Here is a 20005-nt window from a genome sequence, read left to right as displayed (position 1 = left end):
CGCGTTCCCCTAGTAATCCGAATAAAGCCGCACGGGTGTCGGCGTGACGAGCCAGCTGCGTTGCGCACGGGCGTCGAACGCATAGCGCAGGTACACGAGCGCCGAACTCGGCGCGTAGTCGTGCGACCGGTCGACGTGCAGCTGCGCGCCGACGCTCAGGTGCGGGTTCACGCGATACTCGACGATCCCGTTGACGCCGTACGAGAACGACACGCCGCGCGTCGAGCTGCCCGCGTACACGAACCCGGCCGCCACCTGCGCGGCCCGCTGGTCCGAGAACGTCGGGTAATACAGCGAATCCTTCTCGTAGCTGTTCGAGATCCCGCCCGTGACGGTCAGGTCCCACGACAGCGCATCGTGCCGCCCCGCCCATTCGATCGGCACGCCGAGCGACAGGTAGCGCTGCGGGCTGTAGTAACCGCCCTGCCCGTACGTGTAGTAGCGCAGGTTCTGCGCGTAGTGCCACGCGTTGCCGACGAGCCCCGTGCTGACCTTCATCGTCGCGCGCTCGTACACGGGCACCGTGAAGCCCGTGCGCAACGTGACTTCCGCGTTGCGCTCGACGTTTCGGCCGGACAGCACGCCCGCGCCGAGTTCCGCGAACAGGTTCGTGCGGCCGACGTCGACCGACGCGCGCAGGTTCACGCCGTCGCGGCGCACGCCGCCCCAGACCGCGCCCGTCCACGGGTCGCGCATCCCCGCGTACGACAGCACGCTGCTCGTTTCCGGCCGCCGCGACGCGTTCACCGAGAAGCTGGCCGGGCCCGCGTCGAAGCGATAGCGCACGCCGCCGACGAGGTAATGCACGGGAAAACCGAGCGGCGACGTGCCGAGGTCGACGCGCCATGCGTCCGACAGATAGCCGGCGCCGAGCGCGACGCCCGTCGTCGACTGGTGCAGCGAACCCGGCGGATTCGCGATCGATGCGGGCGTCAGCGCGTTCTGCGCCCTGAGCGCCGCGAACGTGCCGAACGTCTTGAGCGAATACGCATTCGGGTTGCTCGTATCGAGCATGCCCGGATCGAGATGCACGGTGTCGATCTGCGCGAACACGTGACCGTCGTAGCGGACCGGCATCTGCATGTAGATCGGCACCTGCTGCGCGCGATACGAAGAGATGCCTTCGTCGCCCGACTTGTAGGCCGGCGTCCAGCCGGTCTCGATCTCGGGATTGCGCCGCTGCGCGAGATCCGCGAACGCGGCCTGCGCGGGCGTCAGGCCGTCACGGCCCGGGCTCACGCCCGTCGCGCGCTCCTGCGACTGCGACAACCGGTACAGCGACGCCGCGTCGTCATAGCGGCCCTGCGCCTCGGCCACGCGCCCGGCCGCGACCGTCACGTCGGCGCGCGCCGGATACGCGGCATGCAGCCGGTCGGTCACCTGCGCGGCTTCGTCCGCGCGGCGCAGCGCGTTCAGGCGGCGCACGGCCGACAGTTGCGTGTCGACGTCGTCGTCCGGCGTGCGCGCGAGCACCGCCTGCACGCGCGCCAGCGCGGCGGCACGGTTGCCGCTGTCCTCGTCGATGCGTGCCAGCGCGAGCTGCGTATCGGCATCGTCCGGCGTGCGCGCGACGACCGGCGCGAGCGCATCGCGCGCCGCGTCGTAACGGCCTTGCGCGCGTTCGAGATCGGCCCGTTCGAGCGCATGACGCTTGTCCGCGCGGCCGGCCGGGCTCGCACGATCGAGCAGCTTGCGCGCCTGCGCGTAGTCCTGCCGCGCAATCGCATCGTCGGTCTGCCGCAACACGAGCCGCAGCGACTGATCCTCGATCCGCGCCGTCTGCGCGGGCGTCAGCGACGGTTCCCCACGCAGCGTGTCGAGCCACGCGGCAAGCGCGTCGTCGCGCCCCGCGCTGCCGAGCAGATCGCCATAGCGCAGCCGCACGTCCGTATCGGCTTCACGCGGATGCGCGGCGATCCAGTCGTGCAACGGCGCGAGGCCGCGATCCGGTTCGCCCGCGTCGATCCATTGCGCGCCGATCGCGGCGAGCATGTCGGGATCGTCCGGCGCGCTCGCCTGGGCCTGCGCGAGCGACGCGGCGAACGCCGTGCGGTCGCCGCGCGCGAGCGCATCGCGGGCGTCGGCCAGCGCGCGTTGCGCATCGAGCTTGCGCGCGAGCGCGCGCATTCCGTCCGTACGGTGCGCGTCGTCGACCGGCGCGAGCGCGGCCTGCGCGCCCGCCACGTCGTCGAGCGAATTGCGATACAGCGCGGTCGCGTAGCGCATCTCGGGCGTCGCGCCTTGCGCGAGCCCGTCGTCCATCACCGTGCGGCCGAGTTGCGGCAGCCCCATGTCGCGATAGAGGCGCGCGAGCGCGAAGCGCGTCCACGGCGCGTCGGGCGCCGCACGCACGGCCGCCTCGTAACGCTGCGCGGCGGGCCCGCGTTCGCCCTTGTCCGCCAGCGCGCGCGCCTGGTCCGCGAGCAGGTCGGCACGCAAGCCGTCGAGCGCGTGCTGGCCGTCGCGGCCCGTCACGCGGCCTTGCAGCGCGTCGAGCAGCGGGCCGATCCGATCCGCGCGGCTGGTGTTCTGATACAGCGTGGCCGTATCGCGCACGGCCGCGAGGCTCGGCGAACGCGCGGCCAGCAGCTCGCGCAGCAACGGCTCCGCGCGCGCCCAGTCGCGCTGCGCGAGCAACGCATCGGCAAGCTGCAGCTTCGCGTCCGGACTGTCCGGCTGCATCGCGAGTGCCGCACGCGCCGCGCGCTCCGCGTCCTGCGGACGTCCCGCGGCCGCCGCCGCGCGGCCTTGCGCGAGCAGCCCCCAGAACTGCGCGGTGCGCGCGAGGCCCTGCCATTTGCCGCGCTGGTCGGTCGCGAGCGTCGCGGCGCGCGTGAACAGCGCGCGCGCCTCGTCGTGCCGCCCTTCGCGCAGGCGCAGCAGACCGAGCCCGCCGACCGCGTCGGCGTCGTCCGCGCGTGCGCGCGCGGCGCGCGTCAGCAGCGGATCGGCGCCGGCCAGGTCGCCGCGCGCGAGCGCCTGCAGGCCGCGCTGCTGCGCGATGTAGTCGGGATTGCGCTCGAGCCGGCGCTGCGCGTCGCGCTGGCGATCCAGTGCCGCCGCGCGATCGACGAATTCGGTGTCGTCCGGCACGAGCACGAGGTACGCATGCAGCGCATCGAGGTACGCGGGATCGCTGCCGGCCGACTGCAGCACGCGCCGCCACTGCGCCATTGCCTCCGTATGGTCGGCGTCGGCGCGCTTCGCGAGCGCCCACGCGAGCCGGTTCGCCTCCGGCCGCGTGTCGGCACGCTGGTTCAGGAGCCGCACGAGCGCCATCGCCGCGCTCGTGTCCTGCGGATCGGCCGCGACCGCGCGGCGCAGCGCGGCGATCGCCGGCTCGCGCCCGCCCGGCGCATTCGACACGATCTGGTAGTACTCGGCGCCGAGCGCGCCCTCCGGCGCACCGTTCGGAAACAGCGCGACGATCCGCCGTGCCGCCTCGTCGGCACGGCCGCTGCGCGCGAGCAGACGGATCTGCGCCATCTCGCCGCGCCCGCTCGTCGCGACGCGATATTCGTCGGCGACCCGCCGCGTGGCGGGCGCATTCGGCGACTGTGCCTGCAGGCGCGCGAGCGAGGCCTGCGCGCCTTTCGCGTCGCCGAGCCGCAACAGCACGCGAACCTGTTCGGCCAGCAGCTCGGGATCGCCCGGCGCGATCAGCAGCCCCTTGCGCAGCGCGTCGCGCGCCAGGTCGTCGCGATGCTTGACGCCCCACATCCGCGCGGTTTCGAGCTGGCGCTGCGCATCGGCGGACGCGGCGGCCGCCGGCGTCGCGGAAGATGCCATCGTCGTGCCCGGCGCGGTGCCCGGCGCCGCCGCGCACACCGACGACGCGAGCCACGCGAATCCCGCGACGTGCGGCGCGGCGCGCTTCAGCGGGCGGCGCACGAGCGGCCTCCCCAGCGGGCGTCGAGCGTGCCGTCCGCGCCGAACCGGTAGCGTCCGTCGCGCCAGCCGAGCCCGAACAGCGTCAGCACGCTCGTGTAGTAACCGGGCGCCGACTGGCGCGCGAGCGTATCGACACGCGCCGCCTGCGCATCGGCGAGCGCGCGCTGGCCGCGCGCGTCGAGGAACGGCACGGCGGCCGCCGAAAACCCGCCGTTGCCGTCGTTCGGCCCCGCGACGCCCGTCGTCGTATCGACCTTCTCCGGCGGCGCGCCATGCGCGGCGATGTAGTCGGCGAACGGCGCAAAGCGTGCGAGCAGCGGCGCGGCGAGCGGATCGGCGCGGTCGAGCATGCCGGCCCACAGGTACACGCGGATCGCGTTGTACGCGCTCTGCGCATGCGTGTCGCGATCGGGCCCGAAACCCGTGCCCGCGCGATACAGCGCCCAGTCGGGAGAAAAGCCCTTCGGTGCCGTGTCGAGCAGCACGCGGCCGGTGCTGGCGGCGAGCGCGGCCCAGCGCCGGTCGTCGGGCAGGCGCGCGCCGAGCGCGCGGATCACCTGCGGCGGCGAATAGCTCGGGTTCAAACGCCACTGACCGTCGGCCAGCTTGAACCCCGTCGGCCCCGGCAGCAGCGTGAGGCCGAGGCCCGGCACGGTCGCGGTCTCGTCGTCGAGCACGCGCTTCGCGAGCAGCGCGCCGCGCGCCGTGTAGCTGCGCTCGTGCCACAGCCGTCCGGCCTCGACGAGTGCATACGCGATCCACAGGTCGGCGTCCGACGCCGCGTTCGCGTCGAGCACGCGCCACGCGCCGTCGGGCGCACGGCCCCACAGCCACGCCGGCAGGTGCGCGCTCAGGTCGCCCTGCGCGAGATTGTTCTCGGTCCATGCGAGGATCGTGTCGAACATGCGCCGGTCGTTCGCGACCAGCGCGAAGAAGAGTCCATACGCCTGCCCCTCCGACACCGTGCGTGAATCGGCCGAGCCGACGTCGATCACGCGGCCGTCGGCCGAGATGAAATCGCGCTTGAACGCGTCCCAGCGCGGCCACGCCGCGCCGCATCCCGCGTCGGCCGCGTCAGCCGCACCCGCGGCGTGCGCGCGCGAGGCCACGCCGGCTGCCGTGCACGTCATCGCCACCGCCAGCGCGAGTGCCGCGCCGACGCGCCGCGCCGGCCGCGATGCCCGTCGCTTCGCCATAACCCGCGCCATCCGTTACATCCCCCGTCGACGCGCGGCGATTCTCTGCAGCACGCTGAACACGCCGAGCGCGAGCAGCAGCCCCGCGACCACGCCGACCGCGCCGAGCACGACCGGATGCCGCGCCGCTTCCGTCCACACGCGCGCATACCACGGCACGAAGCCGACCACGTAAGGCTCGCCGACGCGCAGGCTGTCGACCTGCCCCGGCCGCACCAGCGCGAGGTCGCCCTGCAGCTGCGACACGAGCCCGGCGTTCTCGAACACGTCGAGCAGATCGCCGAGGCGCGGCTGGTCGGTCGCCGTCAGCGCGACCACGCTGCGCCCCCGGCTGCCCGGCAGCTCGAACCCGGCAAGCGCCGCGAGCGAGCCGGTCTGCTCGATGTGCGCGCCGCCTTCGGCCAGGCCGACGCCGTTGCGCCAGCGCTCCTTCACCGAGAACGCGATGCGCGCGGTGCCTTCGCCGCCCGCGCTGCCCTGCTCGCCGATCACGAGCGGCAGCGCCGAGCGCCAGTGCGCGAGCAGCGGCGACGCGGGCGAGCCGTCGATCACGAGCAGGTCCTTGCTGCCCGACAGCGCGGCGACGTCGCCGGGCCGCGCGACCTGCACGCGCAGGGCCGGAAACCCGGTCCATTCGCCCATGTGGCCGAGCATCGTCAGGTAGGCCTCGAGCTCCTGCGGCGACGGCCGGTCGGGCATCACGACGGCCGTCTGCGACAGGTCGGCGAAGCGCGTGAACGGGAAGCCGCTGTTCGCGAAGAACGCGAGGTTCGGCAATTGCGCGTAATGGACGAAGTGCGAGAAGTCGATCGTCGAATCGGGATCGATCGCCGCGCGCTGCGGCTCGGTCGCCGTGCTCGAGCACAGGCCCGTCTTCTGCGAGTCGAGCGTGAAGCGGAACTGCAGCTGGTTGCCGCTGCCGACCCGGAACGCCGGGATGTCGACGTCGCTCGTCACGCGCCCTTCGGGCACCGACAGCAGCGGCAGCTGCATGCGGCCGTGCGCGTCCTCGGCTTGGGCCGGCCCGAGCCGGTACGACTTCACGAGCTGCTCGTTGATCTCGACGGCGAGCGTCGAGTTGTCCTGCACGGTCGGCGCCGTGTAGCGGTAGCGCAGCGTGATCGGCACGCCCGCGCCGTTCCACGAATGCAGATCGGCCGGCACGCGCAGGTTCAGGCGGATAGCGTCGGGTGTCGTGCCGCGCACTTCCAGCTGGCGCGTATCGGATACGAGCTCGCGGAACGCGATCGGCCGGTTCACGGGCAGCCAGCGCGGCGCGTCGTACGGCTTGCGCGGCGCGCCGGGATCGACGTGCGCGACCGTCGCCGCCGGCCCCGACAGCGCCGCGCGGCCCAGCACGAGCGTCGCGACCGCATCGTCGACCTCGGCCGCCGTGCGGCCTGTGACGACGAGCAGCTTGCGCCCCGGCGCGGCCGGGTTGTCCGCCACCGCGAGCAGCGGGCCGTTGATCGACGGCAGCGCGAGGCCGGCCGGCAGCGTCGCGGCCGTGCCGATCACCACCGCCTGGTCGTCCGTCGGCAGCCCGGACGACACCGGGAACCGCGCATGCCGGTAATCGGCCAGCGCGCCGAACCACGACGCGAGCACGCCCGCGCTGCGCAGCGTCGCCGAATCCGGCGACGCCGGCAGCACGAACGGCAACCGCACGCGGCCGTTGTCGCGCCGGTCGAAGAACGGCGCGGGCAGCAGCGCGAGATCGTTCGGCAGGCGCACCGGCGACTCGTCGAGGATCAGCTCGCTCTTCGGGCTCACGTCGGCCCACAGCGCCGAGTTCGACGGATCCTCGCAATGGTCGAGCGTGTAGTGCGCGATCAGGCGCAGGCCGATCTGGTTGAAATCCGAGAAGTAGCGCGGATCGATCGGGATTTCCTGCGTGACCGTCCGGCCCGCCTGCGCGGCGTCGAACGGAACGGTCGCGATCACCTCGCCGTTCACCGACACCTTCAGGTGCGACATCGGGAACACCAGCGACGGTGAATAGGCGTAGGTCAGGCGCAGCCGCGCGCCGGTGACCACGCGGTCGAGCCGTACGCCCGCGTTGATCGTGCGCGCGTCGTCGGCGCCGCGCAGGCGCAGCGGATCGAACGCACCGAGCGACGCGAACGGCAGGTGCACCGTCGTCGCCGGCAAGCCGGCGGACGGCGCACTGGCCGCCGCGGGCGCGGCCGCGGCCGCGAGCACCGGCGCCGGCATCGCGCCCGAGGCTGCTGCTGCGGCGGCGGCCGGCACGGCCGGCATCGGTGCGGCCGACAGCGCGGCGGCGTGAAACGCGCCGACCATGGCGGCCGACAGGACGAACAGCGACACGGCCGGCTTCATGCGCCGCTCCGTTTCGTCAGGATCGTCAGGTCATTCGTTGCATCGGAACCGATGCGCGCAAAGCAGCTATGCCCGTGAGTGAACAATCCCACTGCTTCCCCTCATATCTATCCAACTGGCCTGATTCATTTATCGAAACGATGCGGCGATTTCTTTAATCGCCTGTCATCGTGCTGCGCGCGCGCCTGGCACCGGCACGCGCCCATTCGTCACACTATCTCAAAAATAGGACAAAACTTACCCCGATTCGCGACGATGAAGCGAAAAAAACCTCAATCCAGTCGAAAATGCTGCGCGAGAGGGATGAATGGTAAGAATTGCGCCGTTGTCGCCCGACGGGTCGAACGGCATACTGCCGGCGCGGTTCGGCCGGCCGGCGGCGGTCCGTTGCAGACCGCCCCGGAACGCGCCGCCGCGAAGCGGCGCGTATGCTACCGCAATCCCGTGCCGCCGGACGTGCTTTCTTTCACGGAAAACTGACTTGAATCAAATCGCCGACACCGCCACTCCGTCCCCCGATACCCTGCTGCGAATCATTGCCGCCCAGACCGAGATCGCGAAGCTCGGCCTCGACCTCGGCAGCGTGATGGCCTATGTGGCCGAGCAGGTGCCGCAGCTCACCGGTGCGAGCGCCGCCGCGGTCGAATTCGCCGAGGGTGACGACATGGTGTACCGCGCCGCGTCGGGCACCGCGGCCGGGATGCTCGGCCTGCGGCTGCGGCGCTCGGGCAGCCTGTCCGGCCTGTGCGTGCAGCAAGGCGAGCTGCTGCACTGCATCGATTCGGAAACCGACCCGCGCGTCGATCGCGACGCATGCCGGCGTGTCGGCCTGCGCTCGATGCTCGTGATGCCGCTCACCCATGCCGACACGACGGTCGGCGTGCTGAAGGTGATGTCGCCGGAAGTCGACGGCTTTTCGCCAGCCGATGCCGGCACGCTGCGGCTGACGGCCGACCTGATCGCCGCCGCGATGTTCTACGCGGCGCGCAACGAGGCGAACGAACTCTACATGCGCGCGACGCACGATGCGCTCACGGGCCTGCCGAACCGCGCGCTGTTCTACGACCGCCTGCGGCAGTCGATGCACACGACGCTGCGCGCGAACGGCCGGCTCGGCATCCTCAACATCGACATGGACGGGCTGAAGCCGATCAACGACGGGTTCGGCCACCGCGCGGGCGACGCGGCGCTGCGCGAGATCGCCACGCGGATGCAGGGCGCGGTGCGGCGCTCGGATACGGTCGCGCGCATCGGCGGCGACGAATTCGCGGTGATCCTGCCGAACATCGGCAACCGCGACGACGCGCATGCGCAAAGCACGCGGCTCGCGCGCCAGGTGAGCGAACCGTTCGAATTCGAGGGGCGCCCGCTGCGGCTCGGCGTCAGCGTCGGAATCGCGCTGCTGCCCGACGACGGCACCGACATGACCGCGCTGATCGAGCATGCGGACCAGGCGATGTATGAGGTGAAGCGCACGCGGTCGCAGCGGGCACGCGACGCGTGACATGGGCATCCCGCGTCGCCAATCCGATTCTGAAACCGGCAGACATGAAAGCCGATCGACACGCGTAGACAGCATTTTGTAATTTCACGGTTATCATTGCGATGCCAGCGCTGACGCGCCCGACATCATTCAGTGCGAACGGACAAACAGCGAATTCGTGTTTTTGACGCTTGATCGGTTCGCCACTTCACGCAATGGATCATCTGCTTCCGCACTACGAAAGAGAACTTGCCCTACTGCGCCAATCGATTGCCTCCTTCTCGGCGCGCTACCCCAAAATTGCAGTCCGCCTCGGAATCAACGGAGACCGCTCCGAAGATCCGCATATCGAGCGAATGCTGCAATCATTCGCCCTTCTCGCCGCGAATATCGACGATCGGCTCGACGACAACTACACGGAGTTTGCCGACGCCCTCCTCGGCATGCTGCATCCCCAGTATGGCCGACCGCTGCCGGCATGTACCGTTGCCCGGTTCGACGTTTCGGACATGCTCGACAAGCTCGCCGAGCCGTCATTGATTCCCCGCGGCACGGAACTCCTGAGCACGGCGGAGGCCTGCCGGTTCCGGACCGTGTACGACGTCACGCTTGCGCCCATACGCATTGCGAATGCGCGCTACGCATCGGCAACCGCCGTTCCGTCCGACGTCATATTGCCGCCGCACACATCCGGCCTCCTCTCCGTCACCCTCGCGGTTACCCGGCCCGGCTTTCGTATCGAGTCCATCCCGAGTCCCTTGCGCATCCATATCGACGGCGCCGACGAAGTTGTCGCCGCGGCAATGGATGCCATGACGATGCGCACGGCAGCAGCTTTCGTCGAAGATGCCGAACGGCGCTGGACCGCACTGCGCGCTCCGCCGCTTGCGTCGGTGGGCTATGACGATACCGAGAAACTGATCGAAGAAGACGACGGACCACCGGCTTTGAGGCTGCTCGGCGAATACCTTGCGTATTCGAAGAAATTCGATTTCGTCGACGTCGATCTCGCCGCGCTCGTGCGTACTGCAGGACCCGGCCCGCAGTTGACGCTGCACCTCGCCATCCGCGACGTGCATCCGGATTCGCGAGAAGCGCAGCAATTGAAGGATCTGTCGGCGGAGCACCTGAAACTCTTCTGCACGCCGATCGTCAATCTGTTCCGGCTCACGTCCGTGCCGCTCAAGCGCGACCCGCTGACCGACACGTATCCGGTTCAATCCCAGAACACCGACGCGGCCGAAGTCACGATCTGGTCGGTCGACACGGTCCGCGCCACGGCTGGCGTACCCGGAGCGAAGACCATTCAACCGTTCACGTCGCTCATGCACGGCGGCGCAGGCGGTCTCGCCGGCCCCTATTGGGTTCTCGTCCAAGGCACGGCAGCCACACCGTCAGGAAAGATTGACGCCGCACTCAGCCTGATCGGACTCGATGGCCGCCCTGCCGTCGACACCGGGATCGAGCAGATCACGGCGAACCTGACCTGCTCGAACGGCGATCTCCCGCGCAGGATGCGAGCAAGTGCGGAGAATGGCGATCTCGTGAATGAACAAGGCGCAATGGCGTCGCGCATCGTGATGCTCGATACGCCCACCGCGGTCGCACAATTGCCGCAACAAGGGGACGCCGTATGGCGGCTTATCGCACAACTCGCGCCACACTCGAGTGACCTGACCCGTACAGGGCTTGTGGAATTGAAACGCCTCCTCCGTCAATTCGCTCCGCGGTCCGGGAATCATATGAACCTGATCGACGGATTGACGGATCTGGGTCATCGCGTCAAGCAGCTCTGGCTGTCGAGAGAGCCGATGCCGAGCTTCGTACGGGGGCTGGAGGTGACCTTGACTGTTGATGAACAGGCGTTCGCCGCAACCTGCCTGACTGCATTCGTCGGCGTAATGGAACGCTTTTTCACAATGCATATGTCGGCAACGAACTTCGTCCAGCTTGTCGTCATGTCGGCCAACACCGGTCGGGAAATTCAACGATGCACTCCGCGACCGGGGACGGTCGCACTTGTCTGACTATCGGGTGCGACCAGCCTCGAAGAACGGCTGTTTCGTGCCCCCGTATCACTCAGACAAGGCTTGAAATCAAGCAACATCCGCAAGTCGCACGATGACCGTGCCGCGCGATCGGGACGCCGTCGTCGGTCATCGATTCGTCGCCCTCCACGATCAGGTTCGGCTTGATTTCCGGATGCTGAGGACACGACACTTCGTCGCCTTTGCGCGCCACGAAACGGCCGTCGAAACGCATCTTCGACGAACCGGTGATGACTTTGCCGCCATGGTCGGTGTCGTCACCGACACGGATGAGGTTCATCATGAATGGGATGCCTTGTTGTGTTGGTAACCTGAGCCGAGCGTGCTCAGTAACGGAAATACAGGATGCCGAGTGCGTCAGGCTCCCCTGGTTTCTTTCCCTTCTTCGTGATGGCGGGGAGATCGATGTTCTTCACGTCCTTCCAGCCGAACCCTTCAAAAATCCCTTCAGCAAGGCGGACGAAGCCCATCATCTTTCGTGAAATTCGATAAGTAATAATAGAGAAAATCGCGGCCGAACCCAAAGTTCCCATCGCACAACCTATAAGCAAACTATCAATCGGAGCTTCACCTTTGAATACGGCAAAGCAAGCAATGATGAAATACGCTACCGCTAGTGCCACCGCAAGAAACATCCCACCCCACCTAAACGATGCTCGATAGTGTGCATAACGCCCCCGACTACAATGTGGATGAAGTGCGACAATTTTGTCTGAAATTCGCCGAATACCAAAGGCGTGCCAAATATCACCCCATCGTTCAGCAACGATCTCCACCTCATCGCCCTCTGTGAACACCGACCACCACACCCACGCCTTCACCGATTTCCCCTCAAGCTCAAACTCGAGCAAATCGGCCTCTTCAGTGGTATCCGTCGCCATACTACTCAACCCGACTGCAACACCGCCCAGACCGACCACGCCTGCCGCAATCGCCGTCGTGCCTATCTTGGCGCGATCAGCATCGGTAAAGAAGAAATCCTGGCTGCAACGCGACTTCCGTAGATTGCCAATGCGTCCACGGAGCAACTGCATTTGATCGGACAACATACTCATCGACGAACAATCAGTAGCGGAAATACAGCACACCCAATGCACCAGGGTCACCCGGCTTCTTTCCTTTCTTCGTGATGGCAGGGAGATCGATGTTCTTCACATCCTTCCAGCCGAACCCTTCAAAAATCCCTTCAGCAAGGCGGACGAAGCCCATCATCTTTCGTGCGACTCGGTAGGTAACGAATCCATAACCCAGTGCAGACACTAAAGTTCCCAACGCACAAGTTATGATTAAATTTTCAATCGGGACGCCACCCTTAAAAACAGCGAAGCATGCAATTATAAAATATGCCGTTATCATCGCCGCTGCGAAAAACACCCCACCCCACTTGAACGATGCCCGATAGTGTGCGAAGCGACCGCGACTACAATGCGGATGAAGTGCGACAATTTTGTCAGAGAGTCGCCGAACACCGAATGCCTGCCACGTCTCGCCCCAACGCTCAGCAACAACCTCTACCTCATCGCCTTCCGAAAACACCGACCACCAAACCCATGCTTTAACGGGCTTGCCGTCGAGTTCGAACTCGATCAGATCGGCCTCTTCGGTGGTGTCCATTGCCATGCCGCTCAACCCGACTGCAACACCGCCCAAACCGACCACGCCTGCCGCAATCGCCGTCGTGCCCATCTTGGCGCGATCAGCATCGGTAAAGAAGAAATCCTGGCTGCAACGCGACTTCCGTAGATTGCCAATACGTCCACGGAGCAACTGCATTTGATCGGACAACATACTCATCGACGAACAATCAGTAGCGGAAATACAGCACACCCAATGCACCCGGGTCACCCGGCTTCTTTCCCTTCTTCGTGATGGCAGGAAGATCGATGTTCTTCACATCTTTCCAGCCGAACCCTTCAAAAATCCCTTCAGCAAGACGAACAAAGCCCATCATCTTCCGTGCAACACGGTAGGTAATGAATCCATAGCCCAGCGCTGACACCGAAGTTCCAAGCAAAAGTGCTATAACCAAGTTCTCAACAGGGATACCACCTCTAAATATCAAAAAACACGCCGATATAAAATACAAAACAACCATGGCCGATACAAAAAATATCCCACCCCATTTAAATGACGCCCGATAGTGCGCGAAGCGACCGCGACTACAATGCGGATGGAGTGCAACGATCTTATCCGAAAGTCGTCGAATACCGAATGCCTGCCAGGTTTCACCCCAGCGTTCAGCAACAACTTCTACCTCGTCGCCTTCCGTAAACACCGACGACCAAACCCAAGCTCTCACCGATTTCCCCTCAAGCTCAAACTCGAGCAAATCGGCTTCTTCTGTGGTATCCATTGCCATACCACTCAACCCGACAGCAATTCCACCCAAACCAACTAAACCTGCCGCAACGGCCGTCGCCCCCATTTTTGCGCGATCAGCGTCACTGAATAGGAAATCATGATTGCAGCGCGTTTTTCGAAAATTTTTAATAACCCCGCGAAGCAGGATTACAGAAGATACTTTATTTTTATCCATATCCATCAGACACCGTTATCGGATTTCAAACCGACACTAGCAAGGGCCTTATCAAATTCTTCATGTTGCTTATCGATCGCCCATGGCGGGCTATCCGGGCTCTTACCAAACGCACATTTCTCGAACCATGTCTGCAGTTCGTTATCCGAGAAATATGCAATCAAAAGCTGCAGCACCACCAGCGCCACGGCAACCTCCCAACCCGCAAGGAACAAAACCACACGACCAATCGCCAAAAGGCCAACGCGTTCAGTGATGATAATTCCGGCCTCCTCGGCTGCCACTCCGATTGCCCTCTTACCAATTTCGTTAGCCGCTTGCCGTCCTGTAGCCGTGCCTGCAGCTATTGCGCTCGACCGAGCGGTAGCGCCTGCAATGCCAGCGCCTACCTTCCCGATAAATACCACGCCACGCCCTCCGGTAATCCGAGCGACTAGTGGTGCAGACGATGTCAATGCAGTAAGAAAATTTGCTGTCGTCGCCCCAAAACCAATTGACGCCTTGAAAAAGTAAGCTGCCGCCATGGAGTACTGATTCTTGCCAGCGCTTTCAAGGAATTTCCCGGTATCCAGCACCATCCCAATCATCGACGACGCCCCACCAAAATACCCCGTAATCGCCTTCAGATTGGTCAACGTCCGCGCCGCATCCTTCGCCAGCCCCGTCATCAGCTTTGTCGACGCCTGCAGACACGCGGACATCGACGAGAACCCTCCCGCCACCAGCATCGCGTAGTCCTCGCCCTTCTTGTCCGCTTTCGCAAGCGCACACCCGAAGCTCAGCAATTCGATCACGGCCAAGGTACCGCCGATCCGCACGCCTAGATTGACGGCCTTGCCTTCCTGCGTCAGCTTGACCGCATTCCACTTCGCACGATAGAGCTGCCCGCCTTCGTGTTCCGCGAGCGACTGCATCGTCCTCACGAACGCGTCCTGCGCCGCAATGCCCTGGCCGCGCAACGCCCGATATCCCTGCTGCAACTTCAGGCGCAAGTCAGGCTCGACCTTGACCGCCTGCCTGACGAGATCGATCGTGTCCGCCTTGCTGATGCCGACGCGCAACATCAGCGCACCGCGAATCATGAAAGTGCCCGCACAGTCCCCCAGCACGCCCAGCCCCGTCCACTTGAACAGCGCGTTGCCCATCGTGATGACGAGGCCGTCACCTTGAATACTCTTCAAGTACTTTTCCGACACCGATATCGGGTTCTGATGCTCATGAACCTCGGTCATCTTCTCCCGAAAATCGACGAAGTTCTTCAGTTGCTCCAGCACCTTGCCGATCTTGTCGGCAATATCGCTGACCGGATCCGCCTTGGTCGTCTTGTTCGCGATCGCCTGTGCCAGTAGTTCCTTGATCTCGGCCTTCGGATGCTTCTGGTTGTAGGCGAACGCACGCCACACGAGGCTGGTCGGCAATGTCGGATCCATGTTGTTGACCAGATCGTAGACGACGGCCGCGCCGCGATCTTCCGACGGCAACCCGTTGATCGCCTGAACGATGACCTTCTCGAATGCCCGACCGTCGTCCGCGTTCTCGTCGTGATAATCGTGCAACGCCGCGATGAACGTGGGCGCCTTCAGCCACGCCTTCACGTCGGGCGTACGCCGGGCCTGAATCGCCTTGACCGCGTCCTGAACGGACTTGAACCACGGCCGGAAATCCCCGAGCTTTCGAAGATTCAGTTTGTCCTGGTACTTCGGCCACTCGGCGTCGCCGATCGTCTTCGCTTCTTCGGGGCTGATAACGCCCGCTTCCTGAATCCGCCTGTCCGACGCCGCCTGCTGCTCCGGCGAGATGACGGCATAACTCGGAATCCCGTCCATCGCGCCGGGATTGTTCAACATGCCTTCCCAGCCCGCCCGCAGCGCGGACCGCATGCGGCTCTTGAACGCAACCGCGCCGTTGCGCACGGCGACTTCCGCCGCATCGATCGACAGCATCGCGTCGATCTGCGTGCCCTGCTCCTTGACATACAAGGACAACATGCTGCCTGCGTCGTTGCGAAAATCGTTCAGTTCGTGCGCGTTGCCGATACCATCCCACAAGGCCAGCATCATCGGCGGATGAGATTGCCCCTTGCCGGTCGAGCCGATCGAGTTCATCAACTTGACCAACGCTTCGCTCGTGGACAGCGGAGAGGCCTGACGGATATGCAACGGATACCGGGTCGACTCCCGGCCCATCAGTTTCGGATCGTAGGCGCCGGCCTTGTCGGTCAACGGCTGATCCTTCGGATCGAGCAGCTTGGGATCCAGACCCGGCATGTACTCGACGACATCATCGATACTTTTTCGGGTTGCGACGACTGCATGCCTTTGCGGATCGTTGCCGCCGTTGATCCATTTCGACGGCTCGATCCACTGCATGCGCTGTTCGAGCAAGGCAGGATTTGCCTCGTACCGCTTGAACGTATCCTCGATCCATGCGTGTTCCGAGAACGCGATGTAGACACGGCCCGTGCATTTCTCCGGACGCTCGATCGCGATCACGTCCATCGGTACCGCGATCGCGCATTGGGCGCACGCAGGATGCGTGGAAGGCTTGTCGGGCAGTGGGCGCGACTGCTTCCACAAGCGGCCGTCTCCCGTCACCTTGTATACCTCCCACCGTTTGGGACCTCTCGCACTCTGGACATAGTAGAGGTACAACCACCCGTCCCGGAGCGTGCGCAACCCATAACGATGCGTCGTCAACGGAACATCCGTGACACCTTTCCCCCCAATGCCGTCCGGCAATCTTGCAGGAACGGTGTTCGGCAAAACCGTATAGCGGACGGGAAGGATCGCCAGCCCGGTCTTCTGGCAATTCGCGCATTCTTGTTCAGTAGTCGCCATTTCCGTTATTCGTATCTCGTGTCAGTCGTCGACCGGCTTGACTCGGCCGAAGACAACGCCCTCTCGTCATACCACGCACCGCGTCGAATTTCGTCGATTTCGCCAGGCTGGAGGTGGCCGATCGCTGCGGTATAAAAATCGTCGGGCGAACACTGCTGCAACGCCTTCGCAACCTCGGGATGCCGGTCGAACCAGGGATGCCAGTCAAGCGCATGTCCGATGAATGCAACCAGGTCGTCGCGATCATGCAGCCCGTATTGCTCCGCACGCGCGGCGGCAGCAACGGCTGCATCCACTTCCGCGGGTACAGGCTGACGGCCTGCCGCCAATGCATGCAACGCGAGTGCGCGGTTGACGAGACCATGACGATGCACGCCCGGCCATTGCGCCTTCGCGAGCGAAAATGCCCGACTCGATTCCGCGTCCCGGCCATACGCGCGCGGCTTCGCACATGCATCAAGCGCATGCCAGACCTTGGCCGGCCCGAGCAGATCCTGCTGCTGCCGTTCGGTCAACACTGGCCAGATCAGGCCCAGCGCACGCGTGTCGTAAAAACGCAGCGCACATAGGCGCCCTCGCTCGTCATACTGCAGCACCTGCCTCGACCAGTGCTCGGCGACTTTGTCAGGCGACGCAGAACTTGCCAACCATCCGCCGATCCGCTGCCCGAGGCCCTGTGCCATCGACGCGGGACGCCTGTCTTCGAACGCGAGTCGCACACTTTCTTTCAGAAGCGCGGTGCCAGCTGGCGAAGACAGATCCAGTTCAACGAGGTAGGGCCGGTGTTCATCCGGATAGGCGTCGTGCGCGATCGTGACGACCGTGCGCGTCAACTCGCTGAACACCGAGCCCTCCTCGCTCGGCAAATCGCGCTGGGCCGGGTCGACGACCAACAGGCAGTGCATGTCCGGTTGCTTGTCAAAATAAGCACGCAGCACACTCACCGTCGTATCGATTGCCGCTGCCTCGCTCGACAAATCCACGCCTTCCTGACGCTCTGCGTCGCGGTGGTTCGGACGACTCATGACGACTACTCCAACACGACGCTCGACGCGCTGTCGGCCGATGCCGACGCCGTCTTCCACGCACATCCTTTCTGCACACTCGCAATCGGCGAAGGCAGACGCATCGATGACGCACCCGGCTTGTCCCACGATGCGCATTTTTCGAGAATCTGGCCACTGGTTCCGTTCTCGATCAAGTCGGGCGTGATCTTGATATACGACCCCCCAGCGCCGATCCAGATCTCCTTTTCGGCAGAGATAACGACACGTCCACTCGAACTGGTGACCGTCACGTCGTTGAGCGCGGTGAGTTTCATCTCGTCGCTCTGCGCCTGAATCTCGACCTTGCCCTTGGACGCGAACAGCTTGATCCCCGCGTTCTGCGCGAACAGGCTGATCTTTTCCATCACACTCGCGATCAGCGATTTGCCGGCGGCAACGTGCGTACTCCTGCCGCTCACGATATTGACTTGCTGGTTTGCCGTGAGCTGCGCCGAATCCTGCGTCGACACGCCCACGCCGGCCGGACTTGCGATCAGCATGATCGGCGTCGAGAACCCGTTTGCGCTACCGGTGCCGCCACCGCCCGTCCGCCCGCCGCTGCCCGCGCCTCCCGCCACGTTGTATTGCGTGGCATCGGTAAATCGCTTCAGTGCGTCGTGCCCTTCCTCCAGGCTTTCGGCCTGATTTGCGGCGCTCGCCTGAGACGTCAGTTCCACCACGCTTTCCGCGCTTGCCAGTTGCTCGGACGCCGCGGTTACGTTCAGCGGCTGGTTGACCGTCGCAGAATGTGTCGAGACGAACAGCCCTTGCCCCGCGCGAATGGCGCCATAAGCGTCCGACTTGAGGTCGAAGCCGCTGCCGAGAAATGCGCCGCGCGTATTCTCCGTATGCTGGATCAGGTAGCCGAGGTGCAGATGCGACTGATAGCTGCTCGAATAAAGATGAACGCGATTCTGCTGCGTCGAATCGTCCATCACGAGCTGGTTATAGCCGGTGCCGCCGTACTCGCGCGACCGATAGCCCGACAGCAGGCCGTTCGTATGCCACACCGGTTGCGTTGCGCCGCCGTACATCCTCGCGATAATGACGGGCCTGTCGCAGTCGCCTTCCATGAAACCGACGACAACTTCATCCCCCTTGCGCAGCGGCTGAATGCCGCCGCGATTGGCGCCCGCGTCGAGAAACGTCGGACGAACCCAGCATGACGCACGCTCGTCCTGACCGTTGCGGCGGTTCCAGTGAAACCACACCTTCACCCGGTTCAGCGAGTCGGTGTAGACCTCTTCGCCGCCCGGCCCGGCAACGATCGCGTTCTGTAACTGCATGACCGGCTTCTTGTGATCGAACGAACTGCGAAACGGCACATTGCGCGGTTGCGCCTCGACCTGCACCTGAAAGAAGCCCTCGCTGCCATCGGCGTGGTGCACCGTTGCACCGGTCTTCGCCTTTGCGATTTCCGCGGCCAGCCCGTCGGGGAATGCCTCGACCCCGTCCAGACCGGGCAGATTGTTGCTGATCAGCCAGTCGACACCGAGCAACACGAATTCGCGATCCGGTTGGCTCCCCGCGTCATGGACCGGATGGCCACGAAGCTCGAAACGCCTTCCAGGCATCGCACAGCGTAAAGCGCCAACGCCATGAAAGCGCTTCATCCGCGACATCCTCTCCTCGAGGCGGATCCGTGCGAGACGCTCACCCTGCTCCCGATCCGACCACATGTACGCACCGGGGTAGTCGTAGATCTCGCCATCCGTCGGCAGATTGCCGTGCACATCGGTCACCCCCTGGACCTGCCGGGGAAGATCGGGCCGCTTGTAGTCGAACGAGCGTGACGTCAGTTGTGCGCTCTCGATCTGGAGCTGCTCCTTCCATTGCGCGAATCCGTCCAATTCGCCGCCAATGTCCATACGACCGAACTGGACAACGGATTGCCTCAGCGTCGGGACGAAATAGGCGTCGTCCGTGACAACCATCATGTGGGAACGGCCGTTCTCCGCCTGCTCGAAGTAGGGAAACACGCCTGCTTCTTCCATGCTGCGGTGAACAAAATTGAGGTCGTATTCCCATTGCACGCGATTCGAATACGACGGCAGCGGCTTGTGCACGTCGAAACGGAATGCGCCACGCGCCTGCGGGTGTTCGTTGAAGACGTCGGTCAGAATCTGCTCACCGTTCTGCTCCTGCCAGTCCCGCATGTCGCGACGCAGGCACAGAAAATAAAGCCACGAGGAAAAAGCGAGCTTGTAATAGGTGAGCGGGCCGTCCGCCCCCAACCGGCTGAACCGGTGGACATAGCCGTGGATCGGCATGTATGAACCGTCGACCTGCTGAATCCACAGTGTGACTGGCTTGGCGAGCAGTGCTTTGAGTTCGATCTGCCCGCCGCGGGCCGATACGACGTCGATCACGAACTCATAATCGCGCCCCAGCCTGGCGGTGCCCTTGACGTAAAGCGGCAGCAACCAGTCAACGCCGAGCGGCGTATCGAGTTTGATCAGTCGATTGTATTGCGCGTCGCCGAGACGCAACGCCTTATAAAGTGCGGTGTTGCTCACGCAGCATGCCCTCGGTTGTTATTCAGGCGGGATTTCTGCCGAGCGAAGATTATAAATGCCTTTCACCGCAATTCGATAGACAGGAAAACGTATGGTTTCGTCAAATCGAAGA

Annotated in this window: 12 protein-coding genes; 2 read left to right on the top strand and 10 right to left on the bottom strand. The window is 64.6% G+C overall.

The features are described from left to right. Positions 1-9: 9 nt before the first annotated feature. From E9536_RS14140 to bcsB, 3 genes are read right to left on the bottom strand one after another with little or no spacing between them, the layout of a single operon-like run. Positions 10-3891 carry a cellulose synthase subunit BcsC-related outer membrane protein gene (locus tag E9536_RS14140; RefSeq protein ID WP_136470017.1) on the bottom strand — a complete coding sequence of 1294 codons (3882 nt, stop codon included), beginning with the start codon at positions 3889-3891 and terminating at the stop codon, positions 10-12. Then, a complete protein-coding gene (bcsZ, locus tag E9536_RS14135) occupies positions 3876-5099 on the bottom strand; it encodes a cellulose synthase complex periplasmic endoglucanase BcsZ (protein WP_059695715.1) in 1224 nt (407 codons plus the stop codon). The genes E9536_RS14140 and bcsZ overlap by 16 nt, the downstream gene beginning before the upstream one ends. Positions 5100-5102: 3 nt before the next feature. Beyond that, positions 5103-7427 carry a cellulose biosynthesis cyclic di-GMP-binding regulatory protein BcsB gene (gene bcsB / locus E9536_RS14130; protein ID WP_124840085.1) on the bottom strand — a complete coding sequence of 775 codons (2325 nt, stop codon included), beginning with the start codon at positions 7425-7427 and terminating at the stop codon, positions 5103-5105. Between the two features lie 307 nt (positions 7428-7734). Here bcsB and E9536_RS14125 point away from each other — a divergent pair, with 307 nt between their 5' ends. Both E9536_RS14125 and tssF read left to right on the top strand, forming a co-directional pair. Then, positions 7735-8931: a sensor domain-containing diguanylate cyclase gene (locus tag E9536_RS14125; protein WP_136470016.1), complete on the top strand. Its 1197-nt coding sequence runs from the start codon at positions 7735-7737 to the stop codon at positions 8929-8931. Positions 8932-9125: 194 nt separating this feature from the next. Continuing rightward, a complete protein-coding gene (tssF, locus tag E9536_RS14120; protein WP_136470015.1) occupies positions 9126-10937 on the top strand; it encodes a type VI secretion system baseplate subunit TssF in 1812 nt (603 codons plus the stop codon). A gap of 52 nt (positions 10938-10989) precedes the next feature. Here the strand turns inward: tssF and E9536_RS14115 are convergent, their stop codons facing one another. The 7 genes from E9536_RS14115 to E9536_RS14085 are packed head-to-tail and all read right to left on the bottom strand — an operon-like array spanning position 10990 to position 19893. Beyond that, complete coding sequence (locus tag E9536_RS14115) at positions 10990-11241, bottom strand: PAAR domain-containing protein (RefSeq protein ID WP_048025910.1); 252 nt, start codon at positions 11239-11241, stop codon at positions 10990-10992. A 43-nt stretch (positions 11242-11284) separates the two neighbouring features. Next, a complete protein-coding gene (locus tag E9536_RS14110) occupies positions 11285-12013 on the bottom strand; it encodes a putative type VI secretion system effector (RefSeq protein ID WP_136470036.1) in 729 nt (242 codons plus the stop codon). A 10-nt stretch (positions 12014-12023) separates the two neighbouring features. Continuing rightward, positions 12024-12752 (bottom strand): putative type VI secretion system effector, encoded by a 729-nt coding sequence (locus E9536_RS14105; protein ID WP_136470014.1) that lies wholly within the window; start codon positions 12750-12752, stop codon positions 12024-12026. A gap of 10 nt (positions 12753-12762) precedes the next feature. Next, positions 12763-13494: a putative type VI secretion system effector gene (locus E9536_RS14100; protein WP_136470035.1), complete on the bottom strand. Its 732-nt coding sequence runs from the start codon at positions 13492-13494 to the stop codon at positions 12763-12765. Between the two features lie 5 nt (positions 13495-13499). Then, on the bottom strand, positions 13500-16331 hold the full coding sequence (locus E9536_RS14095; protein ID WP_136470013.1) for a T6SS effector BTH_I2691 family protein: 2832 nt from the start codon (positions 16329-16331) through the stop codon (positions 13500-13502). A gap of 5 nt (positions 16332-16336) precedes the next feature. Continuing rightward, a complete protein-coding gene (locus E9536_RS14090; protein WP_060372241.1) occupies positions 16337-17356 on the bottom strand; it encodes a DUF4123 domain-containing protein in 1020 nt (339 codons plus the stop codon). Between the two features lie 5 nt (positions 17357-17361). Beyond that, positions 17362-19893: a type VI secretion system Vgr family protein gene (locus E9536_RS14085; protein WP_060173852.1), complete on the bottom strand. Its 2532-nt coding sequence runs from the start codon at positions 19891-19893 to the stop codon at positions 17362-17364. Positions 19894-20005 lie beyond the last annotated feature (112 nt).

The sequence above is a fragment of the Burkholderia sp. LS-044 genome, from assembly GCF_004803625.1.
GTDB lineage: Bacteria > Pseudomonadota > Gammaproteobacteria > Burkholderiales > Burkholderiaceae > Burkholderia > Burkholderia cepacia.
Note: the sequence above shows the minus strand (reverse complement) of the source record. Positions and strands in the feature narration are given on the sequence as shown.